We start from the raw sequence: 12,092 nt of genomic DNA, 5'->3' as shown, positions 1-12,092 counted from the left end.
GCCGGACGACACGGCCGGCCGGGCCGCTCCTGACCGGGGAGCGGCCCGGCCGGCACACTCGTCCGGTAGCGTCCCGACCATCGTCGAAGATCCGTTGAGGAGACACATGTCCACGGCTGCCGACCAGATCATCAACGCGCTACGGGCGGGCCACGAGGAGCTTGCCGCGCTCGTGCGCGACCTCAAGGAAGACGACCTGCGCCGCCCCTCGGGTGCCAGCGAGTGGCAGGTCTCCCAGGTGCTGAGTCACCTCGGCAGCGGCGCGGAGATCGGCCTCGCCGGTCTGACCGCCGCCATCGAGGGCAAGCCCACCCCGGACGGCGACTTCAACCGCACCGTCTGGCAGCGCTGGGACGCCATGTCCCCCGAGGAGCACGCGGCCGGCTTCCTGGAGTCCAACCAGCGGCTGGTCGAGGCGTACGAGGCGCTGGACGCCGACACCCGCTCGACGTTGCGGATCAACCTCGGTTTCCTGCCGGAGCCGGTGGACGTGGCCACCGCCGCCCGGTTCCGGCTCAGCGAGTTCGCTCTGCACCAGTGGGACACCGAGGTGGCGTTCAACCAGTACGCGGCGGTGACGCCGGAGGCGGTGCCGCTGCTGATCGAGCAGATCGGCGGCATGCTGGGCTGGACGAGCCGGCCGCAGGAGCTGGCCGGCCGGGAGGCCACCCTGCTGGTTCGGCTGCGGGACCCGGAGCGCACGTTCGGGCTGCGACTGGGTGAGCAGATCACGCTCACCGACGCGCCGGAGCAGTCCGACGGCGAGCTGTCCCTGCCGGCCGAGGCGTGGCTGCGGCTGGTGACCGGCCGGCTCGGGCCGCGCTACACGCCGGACGGGGTGCAGGTGACAGGTTCGCTGCTGACCCTGGAAGACCTGCGCCGGGTCTTCGTCGGCTTCTAGAACGGGACGCCGCGCGGGCCGGTGCTCCCGGCCCGCGCGTACCCCGTCAGCCCTTGACGCAGACGACCTGCTTGAGGTGCGCGACCACCTCGACCAGGTCCTCCTGCTGGGCCATCACCTCGGTGATGTCCTTGTACGCGCCGGGGATCTCGTCGACCACCCCGGCGTCCTTGCGGCACTCGACGCCGGCGGTCTGCGCCGCCAGGTCGTCGGTGCTGAACGTCCGCTTGGCCTGCGCCCGCGACATCCGACGGCCGGCGCCGTGCGACGCCGAGCAGTACGCGTCCGGGTTGCCCCGGCCCCGCACGATGTACGACCCGGTGCCCATCGACCCGGGGATGATGCCCAGGTCGCCTCGGCCGGCCCGGATCGCGCCCTTGCGGGTGACCAGCACCTCCACCCCGTCGTAGCTCTCCTCGGACACGTAGTTGTGGTGGCAGCTGATGGGCTCGTCGTAGCCGACCTGCGGGAAGTGCTCGCGCACCACAATGCAGAGCAGGGCCAGCATGACGGCCCGGTTGCGCCGCGCGTACTCCTGCGCCCACCACAGGTCCCGCCGGTACGCGTCCATCTCGGGCGTTCCGGCGAGGAACACCGCCAGGTCCCGGTCGGGCAGGTCGACGTTGTGCGGCAGCTTGCGGGCCACTCCGATGTGCCGTTCGGCCAGCTCCTTGCCGATGTTGCGCGACCCGGAGTGCAGCATCAGCCAGACCCGGCCCTCGTCGGCGCCGCCCTGCTCCAGGCAGACCTCGATGAAGTGGTTGCCGCCGCCGAGCGTCCCGAGCTGCCGCTGGGCCCGGGTCTCCAGCTGCGCCACCCGCCGGTCCAGGCTGGCGAACCGACTCCAGAAGTCGTCCCAACCAGCCTGCTCCAGGCCACGGACCCGGCGCGGGTTGACCGCCTCCTGCCGCTGGGCGAAACCCACCGGGATGGTGGCCTCGATCGCGGAGCGCAGCCTGGCCAGGTCGTCCGGCAGATCGGCGGCGGTCAGCGAGGTACGCACCGCCGACATGCCGCAGCCGATGTCGACGCCGACCGCGGCCGGCGAGACGGCCTGTCGCATGGCGATCACCGAGCCGACCGTGGCGCCCTTGCCGAAGTGCACGTCGGGCATGACGGCGACGCCCTGCACCCAGGGCAGCGCGCCGATGTTGCGCAGCTGCTTCGCGGCCTGCGGTTCGATGGCGTACGGGTCGGTCCAGACCCGGACGGGCGCCCGAGTGCCGGCGAGGGGGGTGAATCCCATCGTGGTCTCCTTGTTTCAGACCGGCACCAATCGTTGATGATGACCGGAAATGATCGTGCGCCACCATGAACAGGCGCGAAAGTTCGTCGGATAGGAAAAGGGCCGCCAACCCGCAGGGGGTGGGCGGCCACGCCTGACGCGTGTGGCGTCAGCGAAGTCGCCGCCCCTGGCACCGATCCTGGGGCCGCCCCTGCGCGGGCCGGCCGAGACAGTCGTACGACGCGGCGGACCGCAACGCGGCACCGGCGCCGCTACCTGGCCTGCGCCAGGTGGCGTCGGTGGCTGTGCGTTGCGACATGGCGTGCTCCCCGGGGGTGTGCTCGGCCGTACTGCGCATGACGGTAGGCGGGGCAGGAGCTGTCCGCAAAGGATATTGCGCCCGCGCGACTGGCCGTGGTCTGGCCCCGGGGGTCACTCTCGCGACCTGTCGAGCTGCCCCGTAAATGGGGCGGTGCTTCCCACCGAGGCCAGGCGGAGGTAGATGGGGCAGTGCTTCCACCGAGGCCAGCCGGAGGAAGCACCGCCCGCGGCGGTCGCGACACCGCAAACGACCGACGGCGGTCACGCCCACGGTCGACGGCGGTCACGACACCGACACGTGCGCTCGCTTGCCTGCCCCGTTCGTGGGGCAGCTCGACAGGGCACGCACCAGGGGGCGTGGGGGCGGGCCGCCGAGCGGGGCTCAGGTGTCGTAGCAGCCGTCCCAGGGCGGATCGAACCCGAGGTCGTCGGGGAGGAACTCAGCGTGGTCGTCGCCGTCGTACTCCTCGGACCAGTCGACCAGCCCGAAGGTGTGCCCGTCGACCTCGATCTGGAACGGCCCGATGGCGATGTCTGCGAAGACGCGGCCGGGCAGCGCGTCCAGCCACTCGGCGAGGCGAGCCCTGGCCCGGTCGATGGAGGCGTCCTCGGTCTCGCTGGTGCCGGCGAACCAGATGTCGGAGTCGGTGTGCACGCCGTCGGCGTCGAACCGGTGCAGCACCGCGTACCACCGCTTGTGGCGGTACCAGTCGTCGTCGGCTCCGCCACCGTCGCTGAGGGTGGCGGTGACGGAGCCGAAGAACTGACCCTTGTCGTACCGACCGATGGTGCTGGTGCGGTAGTCGGGCTCGTGCGCGATCGGCACCAGGTCGGGAATCGCCATGGCGCAGAGGGTACGGCGACGCTATGACACAGACACCAGCCGGAAGGACTGCGCCGCGGTGCCGTTGCAGGTGTACTGGATGAGCTGGACGCTGTCCGCGGTGGAGGCTCCCGGCACGTCCAGGCACTTGCCGCTGTTGCGGTTGACCAGCCGGTAGTAGCCGCCGCCCTCGGACTCGGCCCGCCACTGCTGGTTGTTGCCGCCGCTGTAGGACCAGAGCTGGATGGGCGCCGAGTCGGCGGTCGACCGGTCGGTCACGTCGAGCACCTGGGCGCTGTTGCCGCGGTTGTTGACGCGCAGGTAGCCGCCGCTGGTCGGGGCGAACTGGTACTGCTGGGCGGCGCTGCTGTTGCAGGCGTACTGCTGGATGGCCGTGCCGTTGGCGGTGCCGGCGGCCCGCGCGTCCACGCACTTGCCGCTGCCCCGGTTGACGACCGTGTGCCAGGCGGTCGGCGAGATCGGGCCGGCGGTGCCCGTCGGAGTGGGCGTCGGGGTGGGCGCCGTGCCGGTGCCGGCGAGCCAGTGCAGACCGTCGATCAGCAGCTTGTTCTGCTGCGGGCTGTCGAAGGTGGAGGACAGCCCGGTGTTGGTGCTGTAGTTCATCGCGTTGTGCCCGAAGTTGGCGTACAGCATCTTGTAGCGCTTGTTGCTCCACACGAGCGGGTAGTAGCCGCCGTACCAGGACTGGTTGGGGTCCGTGCCGACCGGGAAGCTGGACGGGTCGACGGAGGCCAGGATGTCGATGTCCGGGTTCTGGCGCAGGTCGTTGCTCCAGGAGTACCACTCGCTGATCGACGACGCGAAGGTCGCCGGGAGCCCCTGGGTGGCCGGGTGGGTGCGGTTGTCGGCGCGCATCGTGACGCGGGTCGGTCCCCAGGTGTTGGTCTGGAACGAGCCCGAACCGAGGAAGGTGTTGTAGTACCAGCTCCAGCTCGACGGGTCGGTGGTGAACGCGCTGACGTGGAAGCCCATCCACGCCCCACCGTTCTGCATGTACTGCTGGAAGGCAGGCCGCTGCGCGGCGGGCGGCGCGTCGTCGAGGAACATGATGACCTTGTACTGGGCCAGGTTCGCGGTGTTCAAGAGGCCCCAGTTGGTGGTGGCCTCCCAGGAGAAGCCGTACTGGGCGGCGGCCTGCGGGAACCAGGCGCGCGCGTCCCGGTCGAAGTCGATGTGCGCGGCGTCCCAGGTGCCGTTGTAGAAGGCCAGAACCTTGAACGTCGGCGCGGCCTGCGCGCTGCGCGCGACGCCGAGGCCGAGGCCGGCGGTCACGGCGACGACGAGGGCGACGAAAACCGACAGGATCCTTCTGGTACGGGAGGGAAGTTCTGCGATCACCTGATCGTCCCTTCGGTCGGGACGCGCGCCGCCGCGTCGACGTGAACTATCTGTTCACAAGGTTTACAGATAGACGAAAGGTTATGCCGTGCCGCCCAGTGCGTCAATCGCCGCCGGCCCGATCGGGTGGGATTCCTGCGGCAGCGGGTACCCCGGCCGGATGACCAGCCCGGACGCCGTCGACGTCGACCGGCCGCTCGCCGTGGACCTGCCCGCCGCGCCGCACGACGCCAGCGGCGAGCGGGTGCCGACCCGGGACCTGACCGGGCTCGCCCCGCCTGCGAAACCGGCACGCCGCTGGACCCCGGGCCGGGTGGTGGCCACCCCGGCCGCCCTGGAACACCCGCACGGGCAGCGGATCGTCGACCGGGTGCGGGCGCTGGGCATCGAGGTGGAACGGCTGCGGTCGAACCGGCTCACCGGCGTACGGGGGCAGACCGACTCCGAGACGTACGCCCGCGCCAAGGCGACCATGGCGATCGTCGTGAGCCCGCCGTCGCGGCGCGTCCTGCAACCCATCGCCCCCAGCGCCGACTGGCGCGTCGATCTCGCCGAGGGCTGCCCGGCGCACTGTCAGTACTGCTACCTCGCCGGTTCGCTCTCCGGCCCGCCGGTGACCCGGGTGTACGCGGACCTCGACGACATCCTGGCCGGGTTGGCCCCGTACGCCGGGCGCGGCACCGTGACCAGCCGCAACGCGCGCCGCGCCGACGAGGGCACCACCTTCGAGGCGTCCTGCTACACCGACCCCCTCGCGCTGGAACACCTGACCGGCAGCTGGCGGCGGGCGGTGCAGCACTTCGCCGAGTGGGACGCGCCCGTGCAGTTGCGCTGGACCACCAAGTACGCCGACGTGGACACCTTCGTCGGGCTGCCCCACCACGGCCGCACCCGGGTCCGGTTCAGCGTCAACTGCGCCCCGGTCAGCGAACGGTTCGAGGGCGGCACGGCGCGGGTGCCGGACCGGCTCGCCGCGCTGCGCCGGCTCGCGCTCGACGGCTACCCCGTCGGGCTGACCATCGCGCCGATCATCGCGCTGCCCGACTGGCGGGAACGCTACGGCGACCTGCTGGACCAGGTCCGCGCGGCGGTCGACGGGGTCCCGGAGCTGGACCTGACCGCCGAGCTGATCACCCACCGGTTCACACCGGGCAGCAAGGAGGTGCTGCTCGGCTGGTACCCGCGCACCCGTCTGGAGATGGACGAGGAGGCCCGCAGCCGCAAACACGGCAGGTTCGGCGCGGTGAAGTACGTCTACCCCCGCGACACGATGGCCGAGCTGCGGAGCTGGTTCACCGACGAGCTGACCGCCCGGGTCCCGGCCTGCCGCATCCTCTACTGGACCTGACGCGCCCCTCAGACGCCGACGGTGCCGTCGACACCTTCGCGCAGCAGGTCGGCGTGCCCGTTGTGCCGGGCGTACTCGTGGATCAGGTGCAGCATCACCAGCCGCAGCGACACGGTCTCGCCGGAGCGGGCGTTGTGGCCGGTCACGTCGAGCGACGCGGCTGCCCGCTCGATCCGGCGGGCGTGCTCGACCTCGCGCTCCCAGGCGTCGAACGCTTCGGCCCGGGTGGAAGCGCTGGCGTCGTACGCCTGCTGGAAGTCGCCGGTCTCCGACCAGACCAGGGGGATGTCCTCGCCGTCGATGACCCGTCGGAACCACGCACGTTCCACCTCCGCCATGTGCCGGACCAGGCCCAGCAGGGACAGCGTGGACGGCGGCATGGACCGCCGGCGCAACTCCTCGTCGGTGAGGCCGGCGCACTTGAGGGCCAGCGTCGCCCGGTGGAAGTCGAGGAAGGCGCGCAGCGTCTCGCGCTCGTCGCCGGTGAGCGGGGGGCCGATCCGTTCGGTGGTCATTGACGTGATCATGCCGGACGGTGCCGCCGGCGGTGGTGTCGGGCCACGCGTCAGCCGACCGAGGAGCGGGCCACCGGCGCGGCGAAGTACGTGCGCGGGTGCGGATCGTCGCGGAGGCTGTAGTGCCACCACTCGCGGTCGTAGTTGACGAACCCGGCGGCGGTCATCAACCGTCGCAGCAACTGCCGGTTGTCCCGTGCCGTGCCGGTGACGTGCGCATCGTCGGTGTGCGCCCGGACGTCGAAACAGTCGAACCCGGTGCCCATGTCGATGCTGTTGTCGGCGAAGCGCCGTCCCGCCGGCGCGGTGCACGGGACCAACCGCTGCCCCGGGACGTACGCGGGCTGGTCGGCGGGTGGCTCGTCGACGAGCGTGAGGTCCAGCGTGCTGCCCCGGCTGTGGGCGGTCGGCGCTCCGATGTAACCGTCGGCGAAGAGCCGGTCCTTGGCCAGGTCCGGATAGAACTCGGCCTTGGTTTGCTGCTCGCCGGGGCGCTTCGACCAGGCGACGAAGTCGTCGACCGCCGGTTGCGGGCGGTAGCAGTCGTACACCTTGAGGCTGTGGCCGCCGGCCAGCGCGGCGTCCTGGACCCGGCGCAGCGCCTCGGCCGCCTGGCGGGTGAGCAGGCACAGCGGCTCGGGGTAACCGGCGATCGGCCGGCCCACGAAGTTGTGCGCCGTGGCGTAGCGGATGTCGGCGTGGATGCGCGGGTCGACGTCGGTCAGCACCACGAAGCCCGGCAACCCGCCGGTCGCCGTCGGGGTCGGGGTCGGGGTCGGGGTCACCGACGACGGTACGGGGCTCGCCGTCGGCGGGAGCGGGGCCGCCGGGCCCGGACGCGGCTGCGGATGCGAGCAGCCGCCGAGCACCGCGACGAGCGCCAGCACGACGCCGCCGCTCACCCACCCTGACCTGCGCACCCGTCCTGTCTATCAGCAGCGGCAGGTGCCGCGCGCCGGATCAACAGCCGGCCGCGGCGAGCCCGTTCAACCGCCGGCCGGGACCGGAGCCGGATCGGCAATGGCCGGCGCCGGGTCGGGGGTTTCGACCAGGTGCGCGCCGAGGAAGCGCAGGGCCGCCTCGTCGTCGTCGATCCCGCCGGCCTCGTGGCCGTTGTACCGCCACACCGACAGCTCCGTCGCCCCGGCGTGGGCGTTGTGGGCGGCGTAGACCCCCGACGGCGGCACGATGTCGTCCATCAACGCCACCGAGTAGCGGGCCGGCCGGCGGCAGCGTCGGGCGAAGTTGACGCCGTCGACGTACGACAGGGTGGACAACACGCGCTCCTCGGCGTCCCGGTGGATCGCCAGGTAGTCGCGGATCTCCCGGTAGGGGTGGGCGTCGGTGACCACCACGGCACGCGGAATGTCGCAGAGGAACGGCACGAGGGCGACCACGGCCCGCACACCGCGCGCCAACGCGCCGGCCGCGAGCGCCAGCGCGCCACCCTGGCTGTGCCCGAGCACCGCCACCCGGGTCGGGTCGACCATCGGCAGGGTCCGGGCCGCGTCCACCGCCCGGACCGCGTCGGCGATCAACCGCCGGTAGTAGTAGGTGCGGGGATCGGCGATGCCCCGCGTCGCCACGCCGGGCGCCTCCGGGCCGGCGGCGCCCGGGTCCGCCGTGACGCCCCGGCTCCAGCCCGAGCCCTGCCCCCGGGTGTCCATCTGCAGATGGGCGAACCCGGCCGACGCCCAGAGCAGGTTCTCCAGCGCGTGTCCGCGCCCGCCGCCGTAGCCCACGTACTGCACGACGGTCGGCAGCGCCGTGCCGGCGCCGTGCGGCACCCGCAGCCAGGCCCGGACGGGCTGACCGGCGAACCCGGGGAACGTCACGTCGTACACGTCGATGGCTTTCAGGCCGGTCACCACGGGTTCGAGCCGGACCGGCCAGGTGGCGTCGCGGGCCTGCGCCAGGGTGTCGGCCCAGAACTCGTCGAAGTCGGCCGGGTCCCGCACCACGCCGCGGTACTCGCGTAGCTGCGCCTCGGGCAGGTCCGTGTGCATGGCGCCCCCCGCAATTTCCGGAATATTTCCGCAACTCAGCCGAACGCTAGAACCGACCTGGCGTGTCGTCAACCCCCGTCCGTGAGGCAAGATGGCGCGAGGGGCGGGCGTGCCGTTCCGGGACACTGGATGGACGACGCTCGTGGTCGTCTCTCCGGAGCGGTGAAGGAGACGCGGGTGGACGCGGACGACGGACGCAGGGTGACCATCACCGCGATCGCACGGGAGGCCGGGGTCTCGGTGCCGACCGTGTCACGGGTGCTCAACGGTCGGTCCGATGTGGCCCCCGACACCCGCGAACGCGTCGAGGAGCTGCTGCGCCACCACGGCTACCGGCGCCGCAGCAGCCGCAGCGTCCGCCGCGCCGGCCTCGTCGACCTGGTCTTCAACGACCTGGACAGCCCCTGGGCGGTGGAGATCATCCGGGGCGTGGAGGACGTCGGGCACGGCGCCGGGGTGGGCACCGTGGTCTCCGCGATCCACCGGCAGCCAACGGCGGCCCGGCAGTGGTTGCAGAACCTGCGCACCCGCGCCACCGACGGCGTCATCTTCGTGACGTCACACCTGAGCCCGCCCCTGCACGCGCAACTGCGCCGCCTCAACGTGCCGGTGGTGGTCGTCGACCCGGCCGGCGTGCCGGCGATGGACGTCCCGACGATCGGCGCCACCAACTGGGCCGGCGGGCTCGCCGCGACCGAACACCTGCTGGCGGTCGGCCACCGGCGGATCGGATTCGTGGCCGGGCCGACGCACCTGCTGTGCAGCCGGGCCCGCCTCGACGGCTACCGCGCGGGACTGGAGGCCGCCGGCGTGCCGGTGGACGACGCGCTGATCTACCCGGGCGACTTCTACCACGCCTCCGGCTTCGCCGGCGGCACGGCGCTGCTCGACCTGGCCGACCCGCCCACCGGCATCTTCGCGGCCAGCGACCAGATGGCGTTCGGCGTCTACGAGGCCATCCGCCGCCGTGGCCTGCGGGTTCCCGACGACGTCAGCGTGGTCGGGTTCGACGATCTGCCGGAAGCCCGTTGGGCGTCACCGCCGCTGACCACCGTCCGGCAGCCGCTTGTCGAGATGGGCCGGCTGGCGGTGCGGACGGTGTTGCGACTGGCCCAGGGCGAGGGCATCGACTCGCCCCGGGTGGAGCTGGCCACCGAGCTGGTCGTCCGGGACAGCACCGCCGTCCCGCCGACCGGCTGACCCCTTCGGTTCCGACGGCTCGAACCGGGGCGGATTCCGGTTCCACCTGTTCCGGTCCAGCCGCGAAAATTCCGGCCCGCCGCAGCGACGACAACAGACCTGCACGCCTCGCGGCGCGGTGGGCGACGTGGGGCCGCCCACCGCGCCGAGCGGGATCAGTGGTGGTGGTGTGCCCGGACGGCACGCCGGATGGTCACCGGCAGCGCGGGAGCGCCGTCGACCGGCGCCGGGTCCTCGGCCGTCGGCGCGATTCCCTGGGCGGCGATCCGGTCCAGGGTGGCGAGCCCGGCGGCGTCGACAGTGCCGAAGATCGTGTAGTTGGGGCGGAGCGCCGAGTCGGCGTACACCAGGAAGAACTGGCTGCCGTTGGTGTCCGGCCCGGCGTTGGCCATCGCCAGCACACCCCGGGCGTAGACCCGGCGGACGCCGGTCGGGTCGGTGGGGGCCGGCGGCAGGTCGGTCGGCAATTCGTCGCGGTACCGGTAGCCGGGGCCACCCTCACCGGTGCCGGACGGGTCGCCGCACTGCAGCACACTGAGCGTCGGGTACGCGGTGAGCCGGTGGCACGGGGTGCGGTCGTAGAAGCGCTTGCCGACCAGGTGCAGGAAGCTCTGCACCGTGCACGGCGCGGCGGCCCGGTCCAGTGTCAACCCGATCGGCCCCTGGTTGGTGGAGAGGGTCACCCGGACGCTGCCCCGGTCCGGGGTGCGGCGCGGGTCGGGCGGCAGCGGCACCGGCCGGGCGGCGGGCTCGTCGGGCGTCTCGGTGTAGGCGCACGGGCCGTGCGTGGTGCGCGGCGGGCGGGCATCGGCGGCGGACGCGCTCACCGCGTCGTCGGCCGCGCCCGGCGCGGCCACCGCGGCAGCCGACGCACCGACGATCAGCGTTGCGGCGAACGCCGTGACACCCGCGAGGCGGGTCAGCGCGCGCACCGACCGGCGGGGTGCCGCCGCGCCGGACGGCGTTTCGAGTTCACTCGACACAGGGATCCTCCTGGGCTCGTGCTGCCAGAAAGACCGGAGTCTATGGATGCCGGGGCCCGTTGTCGATCTGACCGGGCAACCGGCGGCGGCGGTGCCACAGCAACCCGCCCAGCAGTACCAGCACTCCCGCGCCGCTGAGCGCGACCACCGACCACAGCCATCCCGAGGCGGTGCCCGCCGGGCCGCTGGCCGCCGCGGGGCGGGGCGGACCGGGCGCGGCCAGCGCGGACGGCGCGGCCGACGGCGTGGCGGTCAGCTCACCCGGCTCGACCAGGCGGCCGACGTCTGCGTCGCGGGGCAGCGAGAAACCCCAGTCCAGCAGGGCCGCCCCCTGCTCCCAGCCGCGCATCGGCGCCGGCTCGGCACCGAGCAGCGTCACCACCAGCCGACGCCCGTCCCGCTCCGCCGCGCCGACGTAGGTGTGCCGCGCCAGGTCGGTGAAGCCCGTCTTGCCGCCCAACGCACCCGGGTAGCGGTAGATGAGCTGGTTCTCGTTCTGGATCTGGAAGCCCTTGGTCCGCTGCGCCGGCTGAGCCGGAATCGTCGCCAGCCGGGTGAGCGCGTACCGCCGGAAGGTCGGCTGGGCGAAGCAGGCCCGGGCGATCAGCGCCAGGTCGTACGCGCTGGTGAACTGGCCCTTGCCGTCCAGACCGGACGGGGTGACCGCGTGCGTCTGGAGCGCGCCCAGGTGGTGTGCCTGCTCGTTCATGGCCCGCACTCCCCCGGCCGCGCCGTCGGACCCGCCGCCCAGCCGGGCCAGCGCGTTCGCCGCCTCGTTGCCGGAGTTGAGCAGCAGCCCCAGCCAGATCGTCTCGATCGTGTAGCGGCCGCCCTCGACCAGGCCGACGGCGGAGGAGCCGGGTTCGATGTTCATGTCCGCCGCGGTGACGGTCACCGTCTGCGCGGGGTCGAGCCGGGGCATCATCGTGGCCGCCAGCAGCAGCTTCTGGACGCTGGCCGGGGTGCCGTACTCGTGCGGGCCGCAGCCCCCGAGCACCTGGCCGGAATCCAGGTCCGCGACCAGCCACGAGGTGGCGGTGATCGCCGGTGGCGTGCCCGCGCCGGGCGGCACGACGAGGCCGCTGGTGGCCAACCCCGCGCCGCCGACCACCCGCGCTTCGGGCACGGCGGGTGGGGGCGAGGGCCGTGGCGGGCGGGACATCGCCGGCGCCGGCACCCGTGGACACCGCACGGTCGGCACGGGGGCGGCGGCACCCGTGGCGGCGGCTTCCGTCGGGGCGACGGGCGTGGGGGCCGCCGCGGCGGCCGGGACCGGCCCGGGAGCGAGCAGGACGGCGGACGCCGTAACCGCCAGCAGCGCAGCTCTCATGTGCCCGACCCTAGTCAACAAGATCGCCCGGCGGGAGCGGTTGGCCGCTCGACCATCCGGCGGCGGCCCACTCCACCAGGA

11 protein-coding genes are annotated in these 12,092 nt (G+C 72.9%); 3 read left to right on the top strand and 8 right to left on the bottom strand.

Annotation, left to right across the window (positions count from 1 at the left end):
• The first annotated feature begins 106 nt into the window (after positions 1–106).
• Positions 107–901, top strand: a complete 795-nt coding sequence (locus AB0B39_RS22245) for a maleylpyruvate isomerase family mycothiol-dependent enzyme (RefSeq protein WP_357489856.1) — start codon at positions 107–109, stop codon at positions 899–901.
• A 46-nt stretch (positions 902–947) separates the two neighbouring features.
• Here the strand turns inward: AB0B39_RS22245 and AB0B39_RS22240 are convergent, their stop codons facing one another.
• From AB0B39_RS22240 to AB0B39_RS22230, 3 genes are all read right to left on the bottom strand, one after another.
• Entirely contained in the window at positions 948–2,147 is a 1,200-nt protein-coding gene (locus AB0B39_RS22240) for an RtcB family protein (RefSeq protein ID WP_357575245.1), read from the bottom strand.
• Between the two features lie 682 nt (positions 2,148–2,829).
• Complete coding sequence (locus AB0B39_RS22235) at positions 2,830–3,291, bottom strand: hypothetical protein (protein ID WP_357489854.1); 462 nt, start codon at positions 3,289–3,291, stop codon at positions 2,830–2,832.
• 21 nt (positions 3,292–3,312) lie between these two features.
• Complete coding sequence (locus tag AB0B39_RS22230) at positions 3,313–4,629, bottom strand: RICIN domain-containing protein (protein ID WP_357575244.1); 1,317 nt, start codon at positions 4,627–4,629, stop codon at positions 3,313–3,315.
• 160 nt (positions 4,630–4,789) lie between these two features.
• Between AB0B39_RS22230 and AB0B39_RS22225 the strand changes: the two genes are divergently transcribed.
• Positions 4,790–5,977 carry a spore photoproduct lyase family protein gene (locus AB0B39_RS22225; protein WP_357575243.1) on the top strand — a complete coding sequence of 396 codons (1,188 nt, stop codon included), beginning with the start codon at positions 4,790–4,792 and terminating at the stop codon, positions 5,975–5,977.
• Positions 5,978–5,985: 8 nt separating this feature from the next.
• Here AB0B39_RS22225 and AB0B39_RS22220 read toward each other — a convergent pair whose 3' ends face one another.
• The 3 genes from AB0B39_RS22220 to AB0B39_RS22210 form a co-directional block, all read right to left on the bottom strand.
• A complete protein-coding gene (locus AB0B39_RS22220) occupies positions 5,986–6,492 on the bottom strand; it encodes a DinB family protein (RefSeq protein WP_357489848.1) in 507 nt (168 codons plus the stop codon).
• Positions 6,493–6,542: 50 nt separating this feature from the next.
• Positions 6,543–7,394, bottom strand: a complete 852-nt coding sequence (locus AB0B39_RS22215; RefSeq protein WP_357575242.1) for a M15 family metallopeptidase — start codon at positions 7,392–7,394, stop codon at positions 6,543–6,545.
• Positions 7,395–7,478: 84 nt separating this feature from the next.
• The gene (locus tag AB0B39_RS22210; protein WP_357489844.1) at positions 7,479–8,498 is read right to left on the bottom strand and encodes an acetylxylan esterase; all 1,020 of its coding nucleotides are present in this window, start codon (positions 8,496–8,498) and stop codon (positions 7,479–7,481) included.
• Between the two features lie 177 nt (positions 8,499–8,675).
• Between AB0B39_RS22210 and AB0B39_RS22205 the strand changes: the two genes are divergently transcribed.
• On the top strand, positions 8,676–9,698 hold the full coding sequence (locus AB0B39_RS22205; RefSeq protein ID WP_357490591.1) for a LacI family DNA-binding transcriptional regulator: 1,023 nt from the start codon (positions 8,676–8,678) through the stop codon (positions 9,696–9,698).
• A gap of 155 nt (positions 9,699–9,853) precedes the next feature.
• Here AB0B39_RS22205 and AB0B39_RS22200 read toward each other — a convergent pair whose 3' ends face one another.
• Together AB0B39_RS22200 and AB0B39_RS22195 are read right to left on the bottom strand one after the other, a co-directional pair.
• Positions 9,854–10,681 carry a peptidylprolyl isomerase gene (locus AB0B39_RS22200; protein WP_357575241.1) on the bottom strand — a complete coding sequence of 276 codons (828 nt, stop codon included), beginning with the start codon at positions 10,679–10,681 and terminating at the stop codon, positions 9,854–9,856.
• A gap of 40 nt (positions 10,682–10,721) precedes the next feature.
• The gene (locus AB0B39_RS22195) at positions 10,722–12,011 is read right to left on the bottom strand and encodes a D-alanyl-D-alanine carboxypeptidase (protein ID WP_357575240.1); all 1,290 of its coding nucleotides are present in this window, start codon (positions 12,009–12,011) and stop codon (positions 10,722–10,724) included.
• Between the last annotated feature and the right edge of the window lie 81 nt (positions 12,012–12,092).

It is taken from the genome of Micromonospora sp. NPDC049114 (assembly GCF_040648635.1).
Classification (GTDB): Bacteria; Actinomycetota; Actinomycetes; order Mycobacteriales; family Micromonosporaceae; genus Micromonospora.
The sequence above is the reverse complement of the archived record's forward strand: the minus strand, read 5'-3'. Positions and strand labels throughout refer to the sequence as shown.